The organism is Tsukamurella sp. USMM236, assembly GCF_037148755.1.
Classification (GTDB): domain Bacteria; phylum Actinomycetota; class Actinomycetes; order Mycobacteriales; family Mycobacteriaceae; genus Tsukamurella.
Genome location: NZ_JBBCSS010000001.1, coordinates 305,508 through 328,342, shown reverse-complemented (window position 1 = coordinate 328,342; position 22,835 = coordinate 305,508). Strand labels below are relative to the sequence as shown.

Sequence of the window (22,835 nt, the reverse complement as noted above, 5' to 3'; positions counted from 1 at the left end):
TCGAACGGTGTCAAGCAATGTCGCCGCTATCCATCAGTCGCCAGCGACCGGCGGCGAACCGCCACGTCTCGAAGGTGCCGTTCTCGCGCACCCGGTGGTAGACGTCGGCCACCCCGTCGGCGTCGAGGTCCGTGAAGACGGCCGTGCCGTCGGCGTCCGTGAGAGTGCCCGTGTCGACCATGCCGTCACCGTCGGTGTCGAGGGCGTGCACGTCGTACCAGCCGCCGTCGGCGTGAACCCAGAGCCCGCCGGGCGCGGGCTCGGCGGCGGGAACGGCCCCGTCGAACAGGCCGGAGCCGAAGGCGTCGGAGTCCGGCGATCCGAACAGCCCGAATTCAGGGTCCATATTCATTGGACGCACCGGCCTCCCGATCGGTTCCCGGTCCGCGGGCGAGCCGCAGCGCGGCGTCGGCCTCCGCGGCCACGAGCGCCGCGGCCAGCTCCACCTCCACCCGCTGCCGGAACCCGGCCGCGGCGGCGTCGGCCCAGTTCCGCCGGTCCGCCCGCGCGGTCGAGCGGCGCCGCACCCGCAGCAGCCAGACCGCCGCGCCGAGCCCCACGGCGAGGCTGATCGGCAGGGCGAGCCAGCGCAGGGCACCGAGTGCCTCGAGCGGCGCGGCGACGGCCCGGCCGATACCGAGCCCGGCGGAGGCGCCCAGGATCAGCACCGCCAGGTCCTCGGGCCGGCGACGGTGCGCGGGCACCTCCGGCGGGTCGGGCCGGGGCAGCACGGGCACGGCGGGTTCCGGCGGGTCGGGCCAGCCCGCGAAGGTGCCGCGGTAGGCGGCACAGAGCTGCGCGTGCAGCGAGCGTTCCAGCGCGACCGCGACCGCGGTGAGCCGGGGCCGCACGTCGGGCCCCGGCTCGTCCTCCTGGCGCCGGAAGCCCTCGGCGGAGTCCGCGAGCAACGCGGCCCGGATCCGCGCGACGGTGGAGCGCAGGTACGCGGAGCGGTCGGCCCGTTCCAGCGCCGGGCTCGGCGGCGCGCCACGTGCCCCGCCCGGCGCCTCCGGGCCGGTGCCGTGCGTGTCCGGGGCCGACGGGACCGACGGGGGCCGCAGCGGCGGCGGGTCGGCGAGCGCGGCGCGGAGCGCGGCGAAGCCGCCGCCCGAGTCGGGCTGGACGCTCACCACGTCGCCGCCGAGGCGCCGCCCGGACTCCGCCAGGGTGTCCGCCGCGTGCGGGTAGACGTCGGCGCCGGTGGCGGCGAGCACCGTCGCGAGGCCGGCGCGGAGCCGGCCGAGCGCGACGGCGTCGACCGCGTCGGCGGGGACGCAGGCGTCGAGCACGTAGACGAGGGCGTCGTGGTCGCCGCGGTGCTCGCCGAGCGGCACCGGCACCCCGTCGGCGCCGATCGCCGCGGCGTCCCCGCCCAGGCGGTCCGCGACGGCCGCCGCGCCGGCCGGGTCCTGCCCGGCCACGAGCACGGTCACGACGCCCGCCCCAGCCTGTCCAGCAGCAGCTGCTCGGCCTCGTCGCGGCGCGCGCAGTCCGTGGCGGCGACGGCGCGCAGCGCACCGTCGAACTCGGCTTCCCGGCGCTCCTCGTACCCCTGCAGGGCCGCCGCGAGCGGCGGGAGCAGCGCGTCCACGCCGCTCAGCTCGCGCAGGCTGGCCAGCAGCGTCTCGTCGGGCATCGACGGGGTCTCGCGCAGCGCGCCGAGCGCGCACGCCAGCCCGTAGCCGCCGAACCGGCGCAGCAACGGGGCGTCCTCGCCCAGCGCCTCCGCGGCCGCGAGCGCCGACTCGGGCAGCGCAAGGGGTGATTCCGCGAGGCGGCGGATCGCGGGCAGGTCGGCCGCGTCGACGCCGTCGAGCAGCGCCATGACCGCGACGACCGGGCGGCCGAGAACCTCGCCGAGGCGCACGGCGTACTCGTCGGCGGCGCGCCAGGAGCCCGCGGCGTCGGCCTTGGTCCACGCGATCACCGGCGGGCCCGCGGGATCGGCGTCCAGCGCCGCGATCGCCGCGCGGTCGGTGGCGCGCAGTCCCCCGGCGAAGCAGTAGAGCAGCGCGTCGGCGCCGCCGTCGTCCTCGGCCGTCTCGACCGCGCGCGAGCGCAGGGCCGCGCCCAGCACCGTCGTCCCGACCCCGGCGCGGCCGAGCAGCCGCACCCGTGGCGCGCCGCGGCGCACGGACAGATCCCCCATGAGAGCCCCCGCTCCCGATCGGCGCCCCCGCGCCGATCGCCTACCGGGAGGGTACGAGCGCCTCGTCGTCGACGGTGGGCGATTGCTCCGATTCGTGCCGGCCGCCGGCCACGAAGCTCGCGAGCACGGCGCCGATCAGGCAGATCACCGCGGTCACGCCGAAGACCTCGCCGAACATCCGGCCGTAGGCCTCCTGCGTCTGCCGGGCGACCGCCATGGCCGTCTTCATGAAGTCGCCCGTCGGGGCGATCCGCGGCATCGAGTCCATGATCGCGTTCAGGCGGTAGAAGCCGAAAGTGGTCAGCGCGGCCACGCCGATCAACATGCCGCTCATCCGGGCCACGACGAGCAGCGCCGAGGCGATGCCGGCCTGCGAGAGCGACACCGCGCGCAGCGCCGCCGACGAGAGCGGGCCGATCACCACGCCGAGCCCGAAGCCGGCGATCGCCAGCGAGGTGTCCAGCGCCGGGAGGAAGCCCAGGTAGTGGGCCGAGAGCACGTCGGTGGGCCACTGCGCGATGAGCACGTAGCCGCCCGCCGCGACGACGAGCCCGACGACCGACACGATCCGGTCGCCGAAGCGCGTGGCCAGGAAGCCGCCGAGGATCGCGCCGACGGGCAGCGCGAGCAGGAACCGGACCAGCGTGAGCACCGCGGCCACACCGTCGCGCTGCAGCACCAGCCGTGCGTAGATCTCGACGTCGACCAGCGTCACCATGAGCGCCGCGCCGGCGCACACCGAGGCGGCACAGGCGGCGAGGAAGGGACGCACCCGCATGCCCGCGGTGTCGATGAGCTTGGTGCGGGCGAACCGCTCCCAGACGGCGAAGAGGACGAAGGCGACGGCGGCGGCGAGGAGCAGCCACGCCCCGTTCGGCGGCAGAATGTTCTCCCCGTCGGGCTCCGGGTTGTAGAGGCCGATCACCGACAGCCCCAGGGCGACGGCCAGGAGCAGCCCACCGACCACGTCCACCTTCTGCTTCGACACCGCGCGTTTCGGGACGGTCAGCTGTAGCAGCACCATCGCGACGAGCGCGAGCGGCACGTTGATCCAGAAGACGACGCGCCAGGCGTCGTCGCGGGGCACCGAGGAGAAGTGGTTGTGCACCAGCGTCACCACGCCCACGCCCACGACGGGGCCGAGCACGCTGCCCAGCTCCTGAGCCGCGCCGACCCAGCCGAGCACGGCGGCCCGTCGGCGCGCGGACCAGAGGTCGGCGGCGAGGGCGAGGGTCACCGGCAGCAGCGCGCCGCTCGCGACGCCCTGGACGACGCGGCCCACGAGCACCTGGTCGAGGGCCGTGACATCGACATCGATCCCGGTCATCGGGAGGTGGAAAGCGATCGTCATCGCGCCCGCGAGCGCCGTCAGCACCGATCCGACGATGAACAGCGCGAGGCTGGCCTGCAGCACGAGGCGGCGGCCGAACCGGTCGGACAGGCGGCCCAGCAGCGGCATCGCCGCGATGTAGCCGAGCAGGTACCAGGTGATGATCGGGGTGGCGAGCTGGATCCGGTTGATGGGGATCTCGACGCTGCGCATGATGTCCTCGAGGACCGAGACCACCACGTAGGTGTCGAGCGCGCCGAGCAGGACCGCGAGTCCCGCGGCGCCCATCGCGACACCGCGGCCGCGCACGGGCCCCGGAGCCTGCGGCGCCGCGGTGATCGTCACTTCGCGGTCTTCGGGTCGAGCAGGGTGACCTTCTTGCCCCAGTCCGTCAGCGTCACCGTCAGGGTGCCGGCGTCGAAGCCGACGTTCGCGCGGACCAGGTTGTTCGGCGCGGCCTCCTGCACCCAGAAGGTGAGCGGGCGGTCGCCGAGCGCGGCCTTGGGGACGATGCCGGCCAGCGCGCTGCCCGGGATGATCCCGGAGACGCGGACGGCCTCGACGCCGCCGATCTGCTCGCGGCCCTCGACCTTCGGGTCGCGGACGGAGGAGATGAGGTTGGCGATGCCCTTGTCCGGGTCGAGGATGGCGGAGGCGTCGTAGATGTCGGCCGCGAGGCCCATGTCCTGGTAGGTCTGCCCCGCGCTGAACTGCGCCCACAGGTGCGCGTCGACCACCACGAACTTGGCCTTGACCTGGGTGCCGTTGAACGTGACCTCGGCGTCGCCCTGGCCGGAGACCTTCGGCTGATTGGTGAGGTAGGCGGAGACGCTCTTGACGGGCAGGTTGGGCACGGTGCCGTCGACGGAGAGGTCCAGCTGCACGTCGTGCAGGTCCCGCGCGGCCTTCGACGAGGCGTCGATCAGGGTCTTCGCGTCGGGCAGCGGCGCGTCGTTCACCTTCTGTCCTTCGCTCTTCGAACAGGCGGCCAGGAGGCCGAAGACGGCGAGCAGGGCCACCACCGTGGAGGCGAGGCGGAGCGCCGTGTGGCGAGAGTTACGCACGATCATGCGGCCAATGCTAAGTCACAAGCGAGAAGCTGGGACGATGGAGAGCGTGCCCCAGTCCCAGGATCCCCGTGCCGAGCACCGTCGGCTGTACCCCCGCGTGACCAGTTTCCGCTCCCGTCGCGCCGCCCTCACCCCCGCCCAGCAGCTGGCGATGGACACGGGGTGGGAGACCCTCGGCCGGGACATACCCCCTGCCCGGCCCGTCGCGGTGGACCCGGTCGCAGCCCCGGGCTCCGGCCCGGCGTCATCCCATGCCTCGCCCCCGGACGACGGTGCGCCCGACGGCACGCCCGGGGGCGCGCGCGAGAGCTTCCCGGCGCCGGCGCATCCGCTGGACGCGGAGGCCTGGTTCGGACGGTCCGCCCCGCTCATCGTGGAGATCGGCTCCGGCACCGGCACGTCGACCTGGGCGATGGCGCAGGCCGAGCCGGAGAACGACGTCGTGGCCGTGGAGGTCTACCTGCCCGGCATCGCCCAGCTCGTGGGGGCGGTGCAGCGCGCGGAGCTGACGAACGTGCGGGTCGTACGGGGCGACGGGGTCGCGATGCTGGAGGACATGATCGCTCCGGGCACGCTCACCGGAGTCCGCGTCTACTTCCCGGACCCGTGGCCGAAGGCCCGTCACCACAAGCGCCGGCTGCTCCAGCCGCGCATGTTCTCGCTGATCGCGGACCGTCTGCGGGTCGGAGGGATTCTGCACGTGGCTACTGATCATGCAGACTATGCAGAGGCGATTGCGGAGACCGCACCCTCGGAGCCGCTGCTGCGGCCCGTGGTGCTGCCGCCGCGGCTCGCCGACGCCGGGCTGCCGATCTCCGTCGACCGCCCGGTGACCAAGTTCCAGGACAAGGCCGCGCAGGTGGGCCGCGAGATCCACGAGTTCGTATGGGAGCGCGTGGAGGAAGGAGAGGTGCGGTGACTCCGCTCGACGCACCCACCGACCCGCAGCCCGACGTGGCCGCGCGCGTCCTGCTCGTCTGGGACGCGCCCAACCTCGACATGGGGCTCGGCTCGATCCTCGGCGGCCGCCCGACGGCCGCGCACCGCCCGCGTTTCGACGCGCTGGGCCGCTGGCTCCTCGAGTACACGGCCGGCCTGGAATCGGACACGGACACCCGGCTCGAGCCCGAGGCCACCGTCTTCACCAACATCGCGCCCGGCACCGCCGACGTGGTCCGCCCCTGGGTCGAGGCCCTGCGCAACGTGGGCTACGCGGTGTTCGCCAAGCCCAAGGTCGACGACGACAGCGACGTGGACGAGGACATGCTCGACCACATCGACGTCCGGCGGTACTCGCCGGGCCTCGGCGGGCTCGTCGTCGCCTCCGCGGACGGCCAGGCCTTCCGCGAGCCGCTGGAGGAGATCTCCGCAAGCGGCGTACCGGTAACCGTCCTCGGGTTCCGCGAGCACGCCGCCTGGGCGCTGGCGTCCCCTACTCTGGAGTTCGTCGATCTCGAGGACATCGCCGGGGTGTTCCGCGAGCCGCTGCCACGGGTGAGCCTCGATTCGCTGCCCGACGAGGGTGCGTGGCTGCAGCCGTTCCGTCCCCTGTCCTCGCTACTTTCGAGCCGGGCCTAGCCCTAGAACCGGTTCACCGGAAAGGAATTTTCGCTTGTTCGCAGCTATAGGACGCTTCACGTACGCGTTCCGATACACGATCATCGCGGTCCTCTTCGTGTCCATCGCCGCGACCGGCGTCTGGGGCTTCCTCGGGCTCGGCGCCAAGACCAAGATGAACGGCCTCTACGACGAGGCCAGCGACTCGGTCGCGTCCGCCGTCGTCACCGACAAGGCCAACGGCCGCGAGATGCAGCCCGACATCCTGGTGCTGATCAAGCCGGCGGAGGGCAAGAAGATCTCCGACGAGGACGTCGAGAAGGCCGTCGAGAAGACGCGCCAGGACGTCCTGGCGAAGTTCGCGACCGGTGAGGACGCGAAGCTGAACCCGCTCAACGAGAAGGACCCGCAGGAGAGCTCCCTCAGCTACACGATGTTCGCGCCGGGCGCGCCCCAGGCGAACGACGGGTTGTACAAGAAGTTCACCCGCACGGACGCCGACGGCGGCACCTGGGGCTTCTTCACGCTGCCGATGAAGTCGGCGGACGACACGCAGCGCGGCAAGGACTGGGTGTCGATCCAGCCGGCGCTGATGGAGATCCTGCGGTCGGAGGCGAACAAGCCGGTCTTCGAAGCTCAGGTGGCCGGCCTCGTCCCCGTGACCTCGGAGGTCACCGAGGGCGTGCAGAAGGACCAGAAGAAGGCCGAGATCATCGCGCTGCCGCTGGTCGCGATCGTGCTGTTCTTCGTCTACGGCGGCATCGTCGCCGCGGTGCTGCCGATGATCATCGGCGTCATGACGATCGGCGCCGCCATGGCGGTCGCCTCGGTGATGGCCGATTTCACGGACGTCAACCTCTTCGTCGGGCCGATCATCTCCCTGATCGGCCTGGGCATCGCCCACGACTACGGCCTGTTCATGGTGTCCCGGTTCAGAGAGGAACTGGACGAGGGGTACGACACACCAACGGCGGTCAGACGCACGGTCATGACCGCCGGCAGAACGATCATCATGTCGTCGCTGCTCATCGTCGCCGCGCTGGCCTGTCTCTACATCTCCCCGCTGGGCCTGCTCACGTCGATGGCCACGGGCGCGCTGCTCGGCGTGTTCATCGCCGCGATCCTGTCGCTGACCCTGCTCCCCGCGATGCTCGCGGTGCTCGGCCCGCGGGTCTTCGCGCTCAGCTTCCACTGGTTCCTCACCATCTTCGACAAGTGGAACCTGCCGCTCATCGGCGGCGTCATCCACTGGGCCGCCGAGAAGACGGGCCGGGCGAAGACCAAGGCCAACATCGAGGCCGGCATGTGGGGCAAGGTGACCGACGCGGTCATGAAGCGCCCGAAGACCGCGATCGTCGGCGTCGTGACGCTGCTGCTCGCGATCTGCATCCCGATCGTCGGCCTGCAGTTCGGCGGCATCTCGCAGACCTATCTGCCGCCGACCAACGAGACCCGCCAGGCGCAGGACCAGTTCCAGGAGCTGTTCCCGGACAACACCGGGCAGCCGGTCAAGATCGTCTTCACCAATGCCAGCGACGAGCAGATCAAGCAGGTGCTCGACGAGGCGAACAAGATCCCCGGCTTCACGCACTCGAACCCCGCGGACCCGAACTCCGCGCGGTTCAGCGCGGCGACCGACGCCGTCTCCACCGCCAAGGGCACGACGGACAAGCTCGAGGTCCGCGGCCAGGAGGTCACGGTGCGGGTGTCCAACGGCAGCATGCAGGATCCGAACGACACCAAGGCCGTCGGCGAGGCGGTGACCGCGCTGCGCGGCATCCAGATGGACGGTGCAGACCCGGGCAAGGGCGTCGGCTTCCTGGTCGGCGGTATGCCGGTGCTGCAGTACGACTCCATCGATTCGATGCTGAGCCTGCTGCCCATGCTCCTGCTGCTGCTGGTCGTGGTCACCACGCTGATGATGTTCCTGGCCTTCGGCTCGCTGACGCTGCCGATCAAGGCCGTGCTCATGTCGCTCCTGTCGCTGGGCTCCACCCTCGGCTTCCTCACCTGGATGTTCGTCGACGGCCACGGTGGCGACCTGTTCAACTTCACCGGCGGCCCGATGATGGCGCCCGTCCTGGTGCTGGTGATCGCGGTGGTCTTCGGCCTCAGTACGGACTACGAGGTCTTCGTGATCTCCCGCATGATCGAGGAACGCGCGGGCGGCGCGACCACGAACCAGGCGATCCGCGCCGGTACGGCCAACACCGGCCGGATCATCACCGCGGCGGCCGTGCTGCTCGCGTGCGTCGCGGCGGCGTTCGCGACCTCCGACCTGGTGATGCTGAAGTACGTCTCCTTCGGCCTGATGTTCGCGCTGCTCATCGACGCGACCGTCGTCCGCATGGTGCTCGTGCCCGCCGTGATGAAGCTGCTCGGCGACGACTCCTGGTGGGCGCCGCTCTGGATGCGCAAGATCCAGGAGGCCGTCGGCCTCGGCGAGACCTCGCTGCCGGCCGAGACTCGCGACGGCCGCCCGCTGTCGTCGGTCAAGCCCGCGACCGCGGCGCCGGGCAAGGCCGCGCCGGAGCTGGTCGGGGCGGGTGCGCCGGTCTCCGCCACACGGACGGCCGCGGCGCCCGAGGACGGCAGGCTCCATCCGCCGTCGAACCTGCCCGACGTGCGTCCGGCCCGGCCGACCCCGGTCGGCCCCGGCCCGCGCCGCCCCGGCCCGCCGCCCGGCTTCTCGGGCCGGCTGGAGCTGCCGCCGCGCCCGTCGGCGCCCACGCAGCGCCCGCCGCAGGATCCGCGCAGCTACCAGCAGCCGGTTCCGGGCCGCGGCCCGCAGCAGGGCGGCCCGCAGGGGCCGGGACAGCCCTCGCGGCACCGTCAGGGCCCGCCGCCCGGCCCGCAGGGCCCCGGCGGCCCGCAGGGCCAGCGTCCGAGCGGTCCGATCGGCCCGGGTCCGAGCGGCCCGATGCCGCGGCAGCAGCGCCCGGGCGGGCCGCAGGGTCCGCGCCAGCCGTACCCGCCGCGTCCGCAGGGGCCCCAGGGCCCGGGCGGGCCGCAGGGTCCGCGCCCGCAGGGCCCGACGGGTGAGGGACCGCGCCCCCAGCAGCGTCCCCCGCACCAGGACTGATCCGCACGACGAACGAGCCCCGATCCCCACGGATCGGGGCTCGTTCCGTATTCCGGTGCGGGTCGCCGCGCAGTAGGCTCGGTGACCGTGGCGGGGAACGACCAGGACCTGGAGATCGCCGGGTACCGGGTGCTCGATCGGTTGGGCGCGGGCGGGATGGGGCAGGTCTTCCTCGTCGCGCATCCCAGGCTGCCGCGCAGTGACGCCCTCAAGCTGCTCGACGGTGCCGTCTCCTCCAGCGAGGAGTTCCAGGCGCGGTTCATCCACGAGGCGGATCTACTGGCGCCGCTCTCGCACCCGAACATCGTGCACCTCTACGACCGCGGGCGGCTCGACGACGGCCGGCTGTGGCTGACGATGGAGTACCTGCAGGGCACCGACGCCAAGCAGCTCCTACGCGAGCGCGGCCCGCTGCCGCTGGGGCTGGTCGCGCAGATCGTGAGCGGCGTGGCCGCGGCGCTGGACTACGCCTACGAGGACTTCTCCATCACCCACCGCGACGTGAAGCCCGCGAACGTGCTGGTCCGGATGCGGAACGGCCGGGTGGGCGCGGTGAAGCTCGTCGACTTCGGCATCGCGAAGGCCTCGACGGAGGCGAGCTCGCTGACGGTGACGGGCACGACCGTCGGCACCCTGGGCTACCTCTCCCCCGAGGCGATCAACGGGCTCGAGCTGGACAACCGGACCGACCTCTACTCCCTGGCGACCGCCGCGTTCGAGCTGCTCACCGGCGCGCCGCCCTTCGCCGGCACGACGATCGCGGCGATCATGGGCGCGCATCTCTACCAGCCGATCCCGTCGCTGCACCTCCGCGGGCCGGGCCTGCCCGCGGAGCTCGACGCCGTCTTCGAACGCGCCCTCGCCAAGGACCCGGCGGCCCGGTTCGCGACGAGCGGCGAGTTCGCGGCTGCCCTGGCCGCGATCGCCGCGTCCGCCCCCGACGCCTGCGCAGCGGCACCGCCGGCCCCGGCGGGCGAGGGCGAGAGCGACGGGGCCGGCGACGATCCGCACTACGCCTCGACCACGATCCGCCCGGCCGTCGACGACCCCGCCGGCGACGCCGCGACCACCGTGCTTCCCCCGAGCGCGCCCGCCCCCGGCGCAACGGTCGAGCTCCGCCGCGGCGAGACCGTGGACCTGCCGGTGACGGCGGAGGAGCGGCTGCTACTGACGCCGCCCGGGATCAGGTCCGACGGCGACCTGTTCGCGCTGGTCGTGGACGGCGATCGGCGGGTGCTCAGCGAGCAGCACCTGGTCTTCTACAACAACCCGCGCGACCCGGACGGCATCGCCGAGCTCGCGGCCACCGGCCTGGTCCTCGCGCCGCACCTGCTGCCGCGGGGCGCCCGGATCGTGGTCGCAGTCGCCTCCGACGCGCCGGAACCCACCCGCCCGACGGTGCCGGCCGTGGTCGTCGAGTGCGCGGACGGCGCGTGGGCGGTCCCGACGGCCCCCGAGCCGGGCCTGCGCGCAGCCGCGCTGTGCGAGGTGTACCACCGCGACACCGCGGAGGGCCCGGTGCTGCGGCTGCGCGCGGTCGCGCAGGGCTGGACCGACGGCGTCGCCGCCCTCGTCAGCGCCTACGGCGTGGAGGTCGACGAGACCTGATCCGTCGAGGAATCGGCCGATTCCGGCCCGGCGATCCGCTCAGGGGATTCCCGGCCCGGATTCGACCGTTTTCCCGACGATCAGGGCTTCGCCTTCGGGGCCGACGGGGCCGGCTTCGGCGCAGCGGCCTTGGGGGCCTCGACCTTGGGGGCCTCGGCCTTCGGTCCCGGCTTGGCCTCGGTCTTCGGCGCCGGCTTCTCCCCGGCCTTGGTGTCGGCCTTCGGTGCCGGCTTCGCGTCGGCCTTCGCCGCGGCCGCGGCGGCACCCTTGTCCGCGGCGCCGGGCTTCGCAGCGGGAGTCTTGACGCCCTTGACGGCGGCGATGTCGGCGGAGACGTTCGCCGCGGTGGACTTCACGTCCGCGTCCAGCTTCGAGCCCGCGGACTTGAGGTTGGTCACGCCCTCGGTGACCTCCTTGCCGGCCGACTTCACGGCGGCGACGTCGGAGGTGATCTCGGACTTCTCGTCCGCGGCGCGACCGGCCGCGCCGCGCGCCTGCGTCAGGCCGCCGATGATGCCGCGGATCGTCTTCACCACGGCCTTGCCCTGCTCTACTGCGCTCACGACCACACCTCTCCCGAAAGACTGTTGGATTGCAACCTTCTCACGGCCGGGGGCGCGCTGCCACCGTTCTCTTCACGGTGGCTCCATCGCGCGGGTCAGGAGTCCGTGGCCGGCCCGGTCGCGTCGGATTCCGTCGCGTCGGGTGACGCCACGCCGGAGTCGTTCTCGTCGGATGACGACTCCTCGGACGCGGCCGCGTCGGAGGCGGTCTCGTGCCCGGCGGTGGGCGGGTCCGGCAGGTCGGCGGGGGCGGCCGGCGCCGACCGCTGCTCCGTGCGGGCCTCGTCCGCGGCGGCGGCCTTGGCCGCCTGCCGCATCTCCAGGGCATCGCTCACGGCGTCGCCGACCTCCCGCGCGACATCGGCGACGGCGGTGGTGATGATCGTCGCGATCCGGCCGACGCGGATGGCCGTCGACTCGACGGCCTCCTGCGCCGCGTCCTTGCGCCGCTCCAGTTTGCCCACGTCCGCGCCCTCCTGCAGTCCGGCTTAGACCGACACCATCTCACGCTCGGCGGCGCGCTGCCAGCCCGCCTTGGCGAGGGCCTTCGACGCGGCGTCCTCGTGCCGGGCACGCTCGATGGTGACGGCGAGCTCGGGCTCCTGCTTGGTCCAGCGGTTCGGCAGCGAGAGCTTCGCGATCTTCTTCCACGTCGAGCCGAGCTGGGCGCGCAGCGAGCCCGTGTTGTAGGGCAGGCCGAACTCCTCGCACGTCGCACGGACCTCGGCGGCGATCTCCGGATAGCGGTTGGCGGGGATGTCGGGGAACAGGTGGTGCTCGATCTGGAAGCTCAGGTTGCCGCTGAGGATGTGGAAGAGGCGGCCGCCGTCGATGTTCGCCGAGCCCAGCATCTGCCGGACGTACCACTCGCCGCGGGTCTCGTCGGCCGTCTCCTCCTTGGTGAAGGTCTGCACGCCCGACGGGAAGTGCCCGCAGAAGATGATCGAGAAGGTCCACAGGTTGCGCATCAGGTTCGCGGACATGTTGCCCAGGAAGGTCAGCGGGAACAGGGGCCCGGTGAGCGCCGGGAAGATGACGTAGTCCTTGAGGACCTGCTTGCCCGCCTTCTTCCGCATCCCGGCGACGAGCTCCTTGATGTCGCCCCACTTGCGCTCGCCCTTGACGATCCGCTCGGCCTCGAGGTCGTGCAGCATGACGCCCCACTCGAAGAGCACCATGAGCGCGCCCGCGTAGGCGAGGTTGCCCAGGTAGTACGGGTGCCACTTCTGCTCGGGGGCCATGCGCAGGATGCCGTAGCCGATGTCGCGGTCCATGTCGAGCACGTTGGTGAACGTGTGGTGCAGGTAGTTGTGGCTGTGCTTCCACTGGTCGGCGGGGCACACGGTGTCCCACTCGAACTCGCGGGAGTTCAGGCCCGGCTCACGCATCCAGTCGTACTGGCCGTGCATCACGTTGTGGCCGATCTCCATGTTGTCGAGGATCTTCGACACGCCCAGGGAGCCCACGGCCAGCGGCCACAGCGGCGGCAGGTACATCATGGCGCGACCGGCGATCTCGAAGCCGCGCTGCGCGCGCACGATCTTGTAGATGTACTCGCGGTCCTTGGCGCCCAGGTCGTTCACCACGCGGGTGCGGATGGCGTCGAAGCGCTCGCCGATGGCCTCGACCTGCTCGGCGGTGAGGGTGATGTGCTCGGTCATGATGGACTCCCCTTCGAAGATGGTGGCTAGAGCGCGATCTCGACGTCGCCGACGGGCGCGCTGATGCAGAGCTGGATGTGCTGGTCGGGCTCGTCGTTCGTCTCGCCCGTGAGGATGTTGGTGGTGCAGCCCGTCTTGCGGACCGCGGTGCAGGAGAAGCAGATGCCCATGCGGCAGCCGCTCTCGGGGAAGAGGCCGGACGACTCGGCCTGGTCGAGGATGCTGCGGCCGTCGTTGTCGACCTCGGTGCCGGCCTCGGTGAAGCGCAGGGTGCCGGTCGCCTCGCCCGACGGTGCCGCCACCACGGGCGGGGTGAACTCCTCGACGCGGAGCTCGACGCCGGCGTCGGAGTACAGCTGTTTCGCGGTGTCGAGGAGCGGGGCGGGCCCGCAGGCGAAGCCGATGTCGCCGAGGTCCTCGAGGTGCTCGGGGCCGAGGTGGCGGCCGCCGGCGCGGGTGTACACATAGGTCACCGAGACGTTCTGCCGGCGGGCGAGGCGGTCGAGCTCCTCGCGGTACGGGTTGTCGCCGGAGTCGCGGCAGAAGTGCAGGACGTCGATCGCCCCGTCGTGCTCCTCGTCCACGAGCGTGCGCACGATCGAGAGTACGGGTGTGATGCCACTGCCGCCGCTGATGAGGCGGATCCGCGCGGGGCGATCGCCGGGCGTTCCGGGCAGGGTGAAGGTACCGGCCGCCGGGGTCAGGCCCAGCACGTCGCCCACCGCGAGGTTCTCGCGGAGGTGCTTGCTGACGTGGCCGTCGGCGTCCGCGGTCACGGTGAACTCAAGGTCGCCGGGCTGATGCTGCGAGCCGGCGGGCGAGAAGCAGCGGGTCTGACGGACGCCGTCGATCACCACGCTGACCTGGATGAACTGGCCCGCCTGGAAACCCTCGAACTGGCGGGTGGGCGTCACACTGAAGGTCACGGTGCGGTCGCTGCGCCGGCTGACGGCGGTGACGCGGCCACGGATGTCGGTCCAGGTGACCATCGGGTCGACGAGCTCGAGGTAGCGGTCCACCGCGTGGGGGGTCAGCACCGCCTCGATGACGGATCCGGCGAATCGGGTGAAGCGGCTCATGGCTGTGTTTCTCCGTTCAGTGCACGCTTGTACACTCACAGTATGCACGCAGTCGTCGCCTCCCCGTCAAGGAGTAGTTCCGTGACGTCCACCACAGACCCCGCGCCGGGTTCGACCTCCACCCCGGCGCGAGCCGCGCACGCAGCGCGTTCGCCCCGGCGGGATAGACTCGGATCCATGCCCAGACCGACCCCGCGCGCCGTCGAACGGCACACCCCGGGGCCGTCGCGGGCGGAGGCCAAGGAGCGCACGCGGCAGACCCTGCTCGACGAGGCGCTGGCCCTGGCCGGTGAACGCTCGTTCGCGAGCCTGTCGCTGCGCGAGGTCGCCAAGGCGGCGGGCGTCGTGCCCACCGCCTTCTACCGCCACTTCGCATCGATGGACGACCTCGGCGTCACCCTCGTCGAGGACGCGATGCGCGTGCTGCGCCGCATGCTCCGCGAGGGCCGGCGCGAGGGTGTGGCGCCCAGCGGCGCGGAGGCGATCCGCGTCGTCGCCAAGCAGGCCCGCACCAACGACGCGGAGTTCCAGTTCCTCGTGCGCGAGCGCTACGGCGGCTCCCCCGAGCTGCAGCGCGCGATCGACGTGGAACTGCGGCTGTTCGCCAAGGAGCTCACGCACGACCTGTCGCGGATCCCCGCGCTCGGCGAGTGGAGCGTCGAGGACCTCGACATGATCGCCGACCTCTACGTCACGATCATGCTGGGCTTCGTCGCCGAGCTGGTGCGCATCGACGCCCGCAACACCCGCGACGAGGACGAGCTCATCGACCGCACCACCCGCCAGCTCACGGTCGTGGCCCTGGGCCTGGCGACGTACACCCCGCGCGAGCGGTAGGCGCACCGTCGGAACCCGGCCCGGACGTTCACCGCACCGCCACCACGCAATCATCTAGTTCGGCTAACTTCTGAGCATGCGTACCGCAACCCGCCTCGCGGGATCGGTCGTCGTGGCACTCGGCGTCACCGTCGCGACCGTCTCCCCCGCCTCCGCCGCCCTGCCGACCTGTGCCCTCTCTTCGCTCCCGGCGCAGGCCACCGACACTGCGAACCTCATCCACCAGGGCGGGCCCTTCCCGTATCCCAAGAACGACGGGGTGGTGTTCCAGAACCGCGAGGGCATCCTGCCCGCGCAGGCGTCGGGTTACTACCACGAGTACACGGTGCCGACGCCCGGGTCGTCGACGCGGGGCGCGCGCCGGATCGTCACCGGCGGAACGCCGCTCACCTCGCCGCCCAACTGGTACTACACGGGCGACCACTACGCCTCGTTCTGCGTCGTGACGGGAGTCTGAGCCGTGAAGATCTACACCGTGGACGGCAGCCGGGTGACCGGGGCGGCCGACTTCTACACCGAGCTCGGCCGGGCCGTGAACGGCCCCGACGGCTACTTCGGCAGCAACCTCGACGCCCTCGTGGACTGCCTGCGCGGCGGCTTCGGCACCCCCGAGGACGAGCCCTTCGGCTTCCGCCTCACCCACGCCGACGAGGTCCGCGCCGCGCTCGGCCCGAGGCTCTACGCCGAGGTGCTCGACGTCTTCGCCACGTCGGGCGTCCCCCTCACCGCGGAGGCCGACTCCGGACGGGCCGGGCGCACAATCTGATCCGCCGAACCGCCGACCGAAGAGCGGCGGTGCGCAACGATTGTGCGATGACCACATCCCAGACGCGCAGCGAGCACGACCTGCTCGGCGACATCGACGTCCCCGCCGACGCCTACTACGGCGCCCACACCGCCCGGGCGCTGTTGAACTTCCCGATCACCGGCGTCCCCATCGCGATCCACACCCACCTGGTGAACGCGCTGGCCGCCGTGAAACAGGCCGCGGCGTCGGCGAACCGGCAGCTCGGCCTGCTCGACGAGGAGCGGTCCGCGGCGATCGTCGCGGCCTGCGAGCGGATCCGCGACGGTGGGCTGCACGAGTGGTTCGTCGTCGACACCATCGCCGGCGGCGCCGGCACCTCGACGAACATGAACGCCAACGAGGTGATCGCCAACGCCGCGCTGGAGCACCTGGACCGCCCCAAGGGCGACTACGCCGCGCTGCACCCGCTCGACCACGTGAACCTGGGCCAGAGCACGAACGACGTCTACCCGACCGCGATCAAGATCGCCCTCATCACCCAGCTCGCCGAGCTTGCCGAGGCGCTCACGGAACTGCGCGGCACCTTCGCCGCGAAGTCCGACGAGTTCGCGGGCATCCTCAAGATGGGCCGCACCCAGCTGCAGGACGCGGTCCCGATGACACTCGGGCAGGAGTTCGGCGCCTTCGCCACGACGCTCGGCGAGGACATCGTGCGGCTGCAGGAGGCGACGCGCCTGCTGCACGAGCTCAACATCGGCGGCACCGCGATCGGCACCGCCCTCAACGCCCACCCTGGCTACCGGCGCAAGGTCATCGAGCAGCTGCGCGAGGTCACGGGCATCCACGAGCTGGTCGGCGCGACGGACCTGATCGAGGCCACCGCCGACGTCGGCGTCTTCGTCCAGCTCTCCGGCGTGCTCAAGCGGATCGCGGTGAAGCTGTCGAAGACCTGCAACGACCTGCGGCTGCTGTCCTCGGGCCCGCGCGCCGGCCTCGCGGAGATCCACCTGCCCGCGGTGCAGGCCGGGTCGTCGATCATGCCGGGCAAGGTCAACCCCGTCATCCCCGAGGTGGTGAACCAGATCGCCTACGAGGTGATCGGTCACGACGTCACCATCACCATGGCCGCCGAGGGCGGGCAGCTGCAGCTCAACGCCTTCGAACCGATCATCGCGCGCTCGCTGGTCGAGTCCATCGCGCACCTCACGCGCGGGGCCCGGGTGCTCGGCGAGCGCTGCGTCTCCGGGATCACCGCGAACCGGGAACGCCTGGAGCAGATGGTGGCCGAGTCCATCGGCGTCGTCACGGCGCTGAGCCCCACTATCGGCTACGCCGCCGCGACCTCCGTCGCCGCCGAGGCGCTGGAGTCCGGGCGGGGCGTCGTCGAGATCGTCCGCGAGCGCGCCCTGCTCGACGAGGCCGTGCTCGACTCCCTGCTCAGCCCCGAGTACCTCACCGGGCATCCGCCCCACGCTCTGCAGCCCCGGCCCGATGACGCGCCGGCGGCGGGACTCGGCGAGTAGGACGCCGACCGTAGGACCACCCGAACACGGCTCCGTACTGGAGCATCCGGGTGGTCCTCGTCGGCTGCGCGGAGAGCCCGGGCGACCGTGCTACTTTTCTCGCGGTACACCGAATACTGCCGGTACCGGAGGACGAGCATGACTGACGAGGGATTCGAAAGCCTGCTGACGACGATGGCGGAGATGTCCCGCAACATCGCGCAGACGAGTTCTCTCGACAGCACACTCGAGAGCGTCACATCCGCATGCGTCCAGCTGATTCCCGATGTGGCGGGCGCCTCGATCCTGATCGTCGAGGGGCCCGAGAAGTACGGTTCCCTCGCGCCGACCTCGGAACTGACCGAGAAGCTCGACGCACTCCAGCACCGGTTCCAGCAAGGCCCGTGCTGGGACGCGGCGACCACCAACCCCGCCACCCGCGCACCCGACCTCCGCGGCGACGACCGCTGGCCCGAATTCGCGCCCGCCGCGGTGGAAGCGGGAATCCTCAGCATGCTCTCGTTCCGGCTGTTCACCTTCGATTCCCGGGTCGGCGCGTTGAACCTGTTCTCCGAGAAGGTCGATGCCTTCGGCGACGAATCCGAGACCGTCGGCGGGATGTTGGCGACGCAGGCCGCGACGGCCCTCATCGCCAACGATCGCGCTTTGCAATTCCGCTCCGCCCTGGCCAGCCGAGACATCATCGGGCAGGCCAAGGGAATGCTCATGGAGCGTTTCGACGTGGACGCCGTGCGGGCGTTCGAACTCCTGTCCCGCGTTTCCAGCGACAGCAACGTTCCCCTGGCGACGATCGCAGAACGCGTGGTGGAGAAGGGGTCCGCGAGCCGCGAGCCCGCGTGATCCCGCCCGGTCCTCCACCGCCTCTGGGAACGCCTCTCCCGGTACGGCATCCGTGCTAGTCTTCCGCCGTACCGAAGCGATGATCGCTTCGAGTGCATTCGCATTGAGACCACGGTGCGGCCGCTCAACCGATCGGCGTCGTCGACGCCCGTCGGTATGGACGCGCGCCGTCGGCTTCTCCCGCAGAGCATCACGGATCGCCGGTCTCCCTGCGTGTCCTCCCAGCGAGTGGCCTCCACGAGGTTTCCGCACAGAAGGAGGAGACAATGCAACTCTCGGCAACGGTGATCGAGGCGAACCTCGGATTCGACGGCATAGGCTGGATCGCCTGGATCATCATCGGTGGCATCGCGGGGTGGCTCGCGAGCAAGATCATGGGAACCGATGCGCAGCAGGGCCTGTTCCTCAACATCGCGGTGGGCATCGTCGGCGGTGTCGTCGGCGGGATCATCCTCAGGCTCCTCGGCGTTTCCACGGCCGGCGCCGGGTGGATCCTCACTCTGCTCACCGCGCTCGCGGGGTCGTGCGTCCTGCTGTTCGTCGTGGGCCTGGTCACCGGACGACGTGGCTGAGGGGGCGACGATGAGAGGACTGGAATCGACTCGTTCCGTGGCAGTGATCGCCGCTCTCGCAGCGGCACTCGCGCTGGGCGGGTGCGCGAAAGCCGGCGCCGACACCACCTGTAAGGACTTCGTGGCGATGTCCGAGGCCGACCAGACCGAGCAGGTCCAGAAGATGTACAAGGACAAGCACGGCGAGGAGCCGGCAGCTGGTGCGGCGACCGCACTGCGAGCGGAGGCGATCGCCTACTGCAAGACCGCGGGCAAGGAGGACACCAAGATCAAGGAGGTCCCGATCTCCTGATCCACCGCGCCCGGCGAGCACGGTGCCGGGGCGCCGGCGTGCGGGGGCGACCCCGTTCGCCGGCGCGACGGCGCGGCTCCCGATCGGCCCCGCCGGGACCGGAACCGGGCGCCACTAGTCCAGCCCGTTCTCCAACGCGTAGCGCGCCAGCTCGACGCGGTTGCCGAGCTGCAGCTTCCGCAGCGTGGCCTGCACGTGGTTCTCGACGGTGCGGTGGCTCAGGTGCAGGCGGGTGGCGATCTGCCTGGCGGACAGGCCCTTCGCCACCAGCCGCAGCACCTCGGTCTCGCGCGCGGTCAACCCGGGACCGGCGGGCTCGGGCGCCGACGCCATGCGCCGGAACTCGCCCAGCACCAGCCCGGCGAGGCCCGGCGTGAACACCGGCTGCCCCGCGGCGGTGGCGTGCACGGCGGCCACCAGCTCCTCCGCGGAGGCACTCTTGACCAGGTAGCCGCAGGCGCCGGCCTTGACGGCCTCGACCACGTCGTCGCGCTCGTCGGAGGCGGAGAGGATCAGCACCTGCGCCTTCGGCGCGGCCTCGAGCACCAGTGCGGTGCCGGCGGCGCCGTTCCCGTCGGGCAGCGACATGTCCATCAGCACTACCGACGGCTGCACCGCGCCGGCGATCCGCCCCGCCGCTGCCACCGAATCGGCGGTGCCGGCCACGGCGAAACCGCGCGCCTCGAGATCGCGGGCCACCGCCTCGCGCCACATCGGGTGGTCGTCCACCACCAGCACGGAAATACCCGCCGGGTCAACGTTCACAGCACTCGTCTCCTCATCACCAGGGCGGTCACGACTCGTGCGTCGACCGCGGCACCGACAACTCCCATTCCACCCCGTCGCCGACGCCCGTCGTCAGTTCGGCGCGGCCACCGAGGGCCCCCATCCGCCCGACGATGGACTCCGACACCCCCAGTCTGCCCTCCGCGCGTGCGGCGTCGAGCCGTCCCGGCGCAATTCCCGCGCCGTCGTCGCGCACGGTGACCAGCACGGCGTCGTCGAGGTCCTCGAGCAGCAGGTACGAGCGCGCCCCGGGACCGGCGTGCAGCGCGGTGTTGTCGAGCGCGTTCCGCACCGCCGCGGCCACCTCGGCGGCGGGCCCGGCCGGGAGCAGCACGGCGCCGCCCGGCTCCGCGAGCGTCACCGTCGACGAGGCGAGGGGCCGCAGCAGGTCCCGCAGGTCGACGGTGCCCTCGTCCTCCGGCCCGGGCGCTGGGCCCACCGGCGTCTCCGCGATCAGATGCCGCAGCGCCCGCTCCTGCTGCGCGGCCAGCTCACCGAGCGCGCCCAGCTCCGTTCCGGGACCACCGAGCTCCGCGCACCGTCGGGCGAGGAAGGCGAGGGCCTGCAGCACCCCGTCGTGCACCTCCCGGGCGAGGCGCTCCCGGGCCCGGGCCTCGGCGGCGACGCGCTCGGCCTCGCGGAGCTGCTCCTGCGAGCGGATCGCGACCCGCGCCGCGACGCCGAGCCCCAGGCCGACGGCCATGAAGACGGGGTAGTTGGCGTCGCGGACGATGGTCTCGGGGAACGTGCCGCGGTAGAGCGCGTTGACGACGGCGATGGCGACGCCGCCGGCCATGCCCGCGACGGGGCCGCCGAGGATCGCAGCGGAGACCACCGGGTTGGTCAGCCACAACGTGGTGGGCAGGGCCTGGTTGTGGGCGGTGAACTCGGGCGAGGCCACCCAGACGGTGCCCAGGGCCAGTACCGCGGCGGCCACGAACTCGCCGATCACGAACCACCGGTTGCGGCCGAAGCCGCGCACGTAGCCCAAGCCGGCGATCAGGCTGACCGCCACGACCGCGCCGATCATCACCCAGCTCCAGCCGATCCGCTGGTACCGGTCGGCCTCGTCGATCTGCCGGCCCACCGCGTACACGACGGACAGCGCGCGGAACCACTGCGCGCCGCGCCACAGCGGCGCGCGGGGGTCGCCGTCGGACGCGCGCACCCCGGCATCGTCGCCGGCGGGTTCGACGCGCCGCAGCCGCGATGCGAGGCCTTCCATGTGCCCACGTTAACCGCTGAGTAGGCTGGCGCCGATGCAGGCAGACGACGACGCGCCCTCCCCCGGCGCCGAGCCCTCCGGCGGCCCGCCGCCCGAGGACACGCCCTCGAAGGACACCGCCGTGACCCGGCGGCGGCTGAGGTGGGTCCGCCGGGCGCTGCTGCTCGTCATCGCGATCGTCCTCGGCGTCGAGGTCTACCTGTTCGGCCCGACGGTCTCGAAGTCCATCCGCGAGTTGGAGCACATCCGCTGGGAATGGGTGCTGGCCTGCGTGATCGCCGTCTTCTTCTCCATGGACTCCTTCGCCCAGGTGACGCGCGTGCTACTCCGCTCGGCGGGTGTCAAGGTGACGCAGCGGCAGGCGCTGGGCCTGCAGATGGCCTCGAACTCCGTCTCGCAGACGATGCCGGGCGGGCAGGTGCTCGCCCCCACCCTCGTCTACCGCCGCACCCGCATGTGGGGCGCCTCCCGGGTGGTCGCGGCCTGGCAGATCGTGATGAGCGGCCTGCTCATGTCGGCGGGCCTCGCCGTCCTCGGCCTCGCGGGCGCCCTGCTGGCCGGCGCGAAGACGAGCCCGTACTCGGTGCTCTTCTCGGTCGGCATGCTCGTCGTCTTCATCGTGCTCGTGCAGTACGTGGCCTCGCACCCGGACGGCCTGTACGTCGTCGGCGCCCGCCTCATCCGCTGGACCAACGACCTGCGCAACAAGCCCGAGGACACCGGCCTGGCCCGCCTGCGCGAGGTGATCGAGCAGCTCCAGTCCGTGAAGATGGGCCGCCGCTACGGCGCCGAGGCCTTCGGCTGGTCGCTGTTCAACTGGATCGCCGACGTGGCCTGCCTCGCCTTCGCCTGCTACGCCGTCGGCGAGGCGCCCGGCCTGGCCGCGCTCGCCGGCGCGTACGCGGCGTCGAAGGTGGTCAACACCATCAGCCCGATCCCCGGCGGCCTCGGCCTCGTGGAGGGCGCGCTCGTCCCGGCCCTCGCACTCTCCGGGATGCCGCTCAGTCAGGCCCTCACCGCAACGCTCCTGTACCGCCTGGTCAGCTACGTCCTCGTGGTCGTGATCGGCTGGGTCGTGTTCTTCGTCTCGTACCGCAGCACCATGGACGTCGACCCCGACGCCCCGGACAAGAACGGCGAGAAGCCGTCCGAGAAGGCCGCGAAGGCGGCGGAGGCTGCGACGGAGGGCACGGACGCCACCTCGCCCGCTCCCGACGGTCCGCCGGACGACGGCGCACCGTCGGGCCGGGAAACCGGTCCCGACCAGCGAATTTAGCGCGCTCCAACCGACGCTGAAGGGTCGGCGGGCATCGTCGTTCCTGTGAGCGAGAGACCCGCAACGCTCACGGCGCCCCGGAGTGGAGGGGGGCGAGGGGGTCAGGCCCGGTCGGGGCCGCGGTTGGGAGGACCGCGCCCCGGCCGCGTGCCGTCACGACCCCGCGATCCGATTCCCGGCAGGAGCCGCAGATCATTTACCGTTGCCGTATGCGCATCCCGGTCATCGCCGCCCTCGACGTGGTCTTCGTCCTGCTGTTCGTGGTGATCGGCCGGTTCAATCACAACGAGGCCTTCTCGCCGTCCGGATTCGCCGAGACCGCGTGGCCCTTCCTGCTCGCGCTCGCCGTGGGCTGGGCGTTCACCTACGTCCTCGCGGCCCTGCGCGGTCACGAGCCCGGCCGCGCCGCCACCTTCGCCCCGGGGCGCGTCTTCCCCGCCGGCGTCATCATCTGGGTCTCGACGGTGGCCTTCGGCATGACGGCCCGCGGGCTGCTCACGTCGAAGGGCGTCGAGGTCAGCTTCGTCATCGTCGCGACGATCGCCCTCGGCGTGTTCCTGCTGGGCTGGCGCGCCATCGCCCGCACGGTCCTGTCCCGTCGCGCGAAGGCGACGCAGGAGACCGCAGCCTGACACGG

General features: G+C 71.9%; 24 protein-coding genes. 13 read left to right on the top strand and 11 right to left on the bottom strand.

What is annotated here, in order from left to right:
- Nucleotides 1-10: 10 nt before the first annotated feature.
- From WFK95_RS01450 to WFK95_RS01430, 5 genes are read right to left on the bottom strand one after another with little or no spacing between them, the layout of a single operon-like run.
- Nucleotides 11-346, bottom strand: coding sequence for a DUF6802 family protein (locus tag WFK95_RS01450; protein ID WP_224650490.1), 336 nt, complete (start codon nucleotides 344-346; stop codon nucleotides 11-13).
- A complete protein-coding gene (locus WFK95_RS01445) occupies nucleotides 336-1,433 on the bottom strand; it encodes a hypothetical protein (protein WP_224650487.1) in 1,098 nt (365 codons plus the stop codon). The genes WFK95_RS01450 and WFK95_RS01445 overlap by 11 nt, the downstream gene beginning before the upstream one ends.
- Nucleotides 1,430-2,149, bottom strand: a complete 720-nt coding sequence (locus tag WFK95_RS01440; RefSeq protein ID WP_224650485.1) for a hypothetical protein — start codon at nucleotides 2,147-2,149, stop codon at nucleotides 1,430-1,432. Before WFK95_RS01440 ends, WFK95_RS01445 begins: the two co-directional genes overlap by 4 nt.
- 40 nt (nucleotides 2,150-2,189) lie before the next feature.
- A complete protein-coding gene (locus WFK95_RS01435; protein WP_336670129.1) occupies nucleotides 2,190-3,767 on the bottom strand; it encodes an MFS transporter in 1,578 nt (525 codons plus the stop codon).
- A gap of 53 nt (nucleotides 3,768-3,820) precedes the next feature.
- Entirely contained in the window at nucleotides 3,821-4,549 is a 729-nt protein-coding gene (locus WFK95_RS01430; RefSeq protein WP_224650483.1) for an LppX_LprAFG lipoprotein, read from the bottom strand.
- A 37-nt stretch (nucleotides 4,550-4,586) separates the two neighbouring features.
- On the opposite strand from WFK95_RS01430, the gene trmB reads away from it, so the two are divergent.
- The 4 genes from trmB (at nucleotide 4,587) to WFK95_RS01410 (ending at nucleotide 10,796) form a co-directional block, all read left to right on the top strand.
- The gene (trmB, locus tag WFK95_RS01425) at nucleotides 4,587-5,468 is read left to right on the top strand and encodes a tRNA (guanosine(46)-N7)-methyltransferase TrmB (protein WP_224650458.1); all 882 of its coding nucleotides are present in this window, start codon (nucleotides 4,587-4,589) and stop codon (nucleotides 5,466-5,468) included.
- Nucleotides 5,465-6,127, top strand: a complete 663-nt coding sequence (locus WFK95_RS01420) for an NYN domain-containing protein (RefSeq protein WP_224650456.1) — start codon at nucleotides 5,465-5,467, stop codon at nucleotides 6,125-6,127. Before trmB ends, WFK95_RS01420 begins: the two co-directional genes overlap by 4 nt.
- 34 nt (nucleotides 6,128-6,161) lie before the next feature.
- Nucleotides 6,162-9,188: an MMPL family transporter gene (locus WFK95_RS01415; RefSeq protein WP_336669666.1), complete on the top strand. Its 3,027-nt coding sequence runs from the start codon at nucleotides 6,162-6,164 to the stop codon at nucleotides 9,186-9,188.
- A gap of 87 nt (nucleotides 9,189-9,275) precedes the next feature.
- Nucleotides 9,276-10,796 (top strand): protein kinase domain-containing protein, encoded by a 1,521-nt coding sequence (locus WFK95_RS01410; RefSeq protein ID WP_224651953.1) that lies wholly within the window; start codon nucleotides 9,276-9,278, stop codon nucleotides 10,794-10,796.
- A gap of 80 nt (nucleotides 10,797-10,876) precedes the next feature.
- Here the strand turns inward: WFK95_RS01410 and WFK95_RS01405 are convergent, their stop codons facing one another.
- The 4 genes from WFK95_RS01405 to WFK95_RS01390 form a co-directional block, all read right to left on the bottom strand.
- Nucleotides 10,877-11,359 carry a hypothetical protein gene (locus tag WFK95_RS01405; protein ID WP_224651951.1) on the bottom strand — a complete coding sequence of 161 codons (483 nt, stop codon included), beginning with the start codon at nucleotides 11,357-11,359 and terminating at the stop codon, nucleotides 10,877-10,879.
- A gap of 95 nt (nucleotides 11,360-11,454) precedes the next feature.
- Nucleotides 11,455-11,823, bottom strand: coding sequence for a hypothetical protein (locus WFK95_RS01400; protein ID WP_336669665.1), 369 nt, complete (start codon nucleotides 11,821-11,823; stop codon nucleotides 11,455-11,457).
- 24 nt (nucleotides 11,824-11,847) lie between these two features.
- On the bottom strand, nucleotides 11,848-13,020 hold the full coding sequence (locus WFK95_RS01395; protein ID WP_255604303.1) for a fatty acid desaturase family protein: 1,173 nt from the start codon (nucleotides 13,018-13,020) through the stop codon (nucleotides 11,848-11,850).
- A 26-nt stretch (nucleotides 13,021-13,046) separates the two neighbouring features.
- A complete protein-coding gene (locus WFK95_RS01390) occupies nucleotides 13,047-14,099 on the bottom strand; it encodes a flavin reductase family protein (protein ID WP_336669664.1) in 1,053 nt (350 codons plus the stop codon).
- A gap of 177 nt (nucleotides 14,100-14,276) precedes the next feature.
- Between WFK95_RS01390 and WFK95_RS01385 the strand changes: the two genes are divergently transcribed.
- The 7 genes from WFK95_RS01385 (at nucleotide 14,277) to WFK95_RS01355 (ending at nucleotide 18,911) form a co-directional block, all read left to right on the top strand.
- Entirely contained in the window at nucleotides 14,277-14,936 is a 660-nt protein-coding gene (locus WFK95_RS01385; protein ID WP_336669663.1) for a TetR family transcriptional regulator, read from the top strand.
- Nucleotides 14,937-15,012: 76 nt separating this feature from the next.
- Nucleotides 15,013-15,393: a ribonuclease gene (locus WFK95_RS01380; protein WP_336669662.1), complete on the top strand. Its 381-nt coding sequence runs from the start codon at nucleotides 15,013-15,015 to the stop codon at nucleotides 15,391-15,393.
- Nucleotides 15,394-15,396: 3 nt separating this feature from the next.
- Nucleotides 15,397-15,702: a barstar family protein gene (locus WFK95_RS01375; RefSeq protein ID WP_336669661.1), complete on the top strand. Its 306-nt coding sequence runs from the start codon at nucleotides 15,397-15,399 to the stop codon at nucleotides 15,700-15,702.
- Between the two features lie 47 nt (nucleotides 15,703-15,749).
- Nucleotides 15,750-17,207, top strand: coding sequence for an aspartate ammonia-lyase (locus WFK95_RS01370; protein ID WP_336669660.1), 1,458 nt, complete (start codon nucleotides 15,750-15,752; stop codon nucleotides 17,205-17,207).
- Nucleotides 17,208-17,390: 183 nt separating this feature from the next.
- Complete coding sequence (locus WFK95_RS01365; protein WP_224651937.1) at nucleotides 17,391-18,047, top strand: GAF and ANTAR domain-containing protein; 657 nt, start codon at nucleotides 17,391-17,393, stop codon at nucleotides 18,045-18,047.
- Nucleotides 18,048-18,313: 266 nt separating this feature from the next.
- A complete protein-coding gene (locus WFK95_RS01360; RefSeq protein WP_336669659.1) occupies nucleotides 18,314-18,619 on the top strand; it encodes a GlsB/YeaQ/YmgE family stress response membrane protein in 306 nt (101 codons plus the stop codon).
- Between the two features lie 37 nt (nucleotides 18,620-18,656).
- Entirely contained in the window at nucleotides 18,657-18,911 is a 255-nt protein-coding gene (locus tag WFK95_RS01355; protein ID WP_336669658.1) for a hypothetical protein, read from the top strand.
- 114 nt (nucleotides 18,912-19,025) lie between these two features.
- Here the strand turns inward: WFK95_RS01355 and WFK95_RS01350 are convergent, their stop codons facing one another.
- On the bottom strand, nucleotides 19,026-19,676 hold the full coding sequence (locus tag WFK95_RS01350) for a response regulator transcription factor (RefSeq protein ID WP_336669657.1): 651 nt from the start codon (nucleotides 19,674-19,676) through the stop codon (nucleotides 19,026-19,028).
- 28 nt (nucleotides 19,677-19,704) lie between these two features.
- Nucleotides 19,705-20,922: a MacS family sensor histidine kinase gene (gene macS, locus WFK95_RS01345; protein ID WP_336669656.1), complete on the bottom strand. Its 1,218-nt coding sequence runs from the start codon at nucleotides 20,920-20,922 to the stop codon at nucleotides 19,705-19,707.
- A 34-nt stretch (nucleotides 20,923-20,956) separates the two neighbouring features.
- On the opposite strand from macS, the gene WFK95_RS01340 reads away from it, so the two are divergent.
- On the top strand, nucleotides 20,957-22,198 hold the full coding sequence (locus WFK95_RS01340) for a lysylphosphatidylglycerol synthase transmembrane domain-containing protein (RefSeq protein ID WP_224651927.1): 1,242 nt from the start codon (nucleotides 20,957-20,959) through the stop codon (nucleotides 22,196-22,198).
- 209 nt (nucleotides 22,199-22,407) lie between these two features.
- Nucleotides 22,408-22,830: a DUF3054 domain-containing protein gene (locus WFK95_RS01335; protein WP_336669655.1), complete on the top strand. Its 423-nt coding sequence runs from the start codon at nucleotides 22,408-22,410 to the stop codon at nucleotides 22,828-22,830.
- Nucleotides 22,831-22,835 lie beyond the last annotated feature (5 nt).

Excerpts from the sequence above, each read along its gene's own strand:
- WFK95_RS01450 (WP_224650490.1), bottom strand. The coding sequence starts at position 346 with ATGGACCCTGAATTCGGGCTGTTCGGATCGCCGGACTCCGACGCCTTC.
- WFK95_RS01440 (WP_224650485.1), bottom strand. The coding sequence starts at position 2,149 with ATGGGGGATCTGTCCGTGCGCCGCGGCGCGCCACGGGTGCGGCTGCTC.
- WFK95_RS01435 (WP_336670129.1), bottom strand. The coding sequence starts at position 3,767 with ATGGGCGCCGCGGGACTCGCGGTCCTGCTCGGCGCGCTCGACACCTAC.
- WFK95_RS01430 (WP_224650483.1), bottom strand. The coding sequence starts at position 4,549 with ATGATCGTGCGTAACTCTCGCCACACGGCGCTCCGCCTCGCCTCCACG.
- trmB (WP_224650458.1), top strand. The coding sequence starts at position 4,587 with ATGGAGAGCGTGCCCCAGTCCCAGGATCCCCGTGCCGAGCACCGTCGG.
- WFK95_RS01395 (WP_255604303.1), bottom strand. The coding sequence starts at position 13,020 with ATGACCGAGCACATCACCCTCACCGCCGAGCAGGTCGAGGCCATCGGC.
- WFK95_RS01390 (WP_336669664.1), bottom strand. The coding sequence starts at position 14,099 with ATGAGCCGCTTCACCCGATTCGCCGGATCCGTCATCGAGGCGGTGCTG.
- WFK95_RS01385 (WP_336669663.1), top strand. The coding sequence starts at position 14,277 with ATGCCCAGACCGACCCCGCGCGCCGTCGAACGGCACACCCCGGGGCCG.
- WFK95_RS01380 (WP_336669662.1), top strand. The coding sequence starts at position 15,013 with ATGCGTACCGCAACCCGCCTCGCGGGATCGGTCGTCGTGGCACTCGGC.
- WFK95_RS01370 (WP_336669660.1), top strand. The coding sequence starts at position 15,750 with ATGACCACATCCCAGACGCGCAGCGAGCACGACCTGCTCGGCGACATC.
- WFK95_RS01365 (WP_224651937.1), top strand. The coding sequence starts at position 17,391 with ATGTCCCGCAACATCGCGCAGACGAGTTCTCTCGACAGCACACTCGAG.
- WFK95_RS01360 (WP_336669659.1), top strand. The coding sequence starts at position 18,314 with ATGCAACTCTCGGCAACGGTGATCGAGGCGAACCTCGGATTCGACGGC.
- macS (WP_336669656.1), bottom strand. The coding sequence starts at position 20,922 with ATGGAAGGCCTCGCATCGCGGCTGCGGCGCGTCGAACCCGCCGGCGAC.
- WFK95_RS01340 (WP_224651927.1), top strand. The coding sequence starts at position 20,957 with ATGCAGGCAGACGACGACGCGCCCTCCCCCGGCGCCGAGCCCTCCGGC.
- WFK95_RS01335 (WP_336669655.1), top strand. The coding sequence starts at position 22,408 with ATGCGCATCCCGGTCATCGCCGCCCTCGACGTGGTCTTCGTCCTGCTG.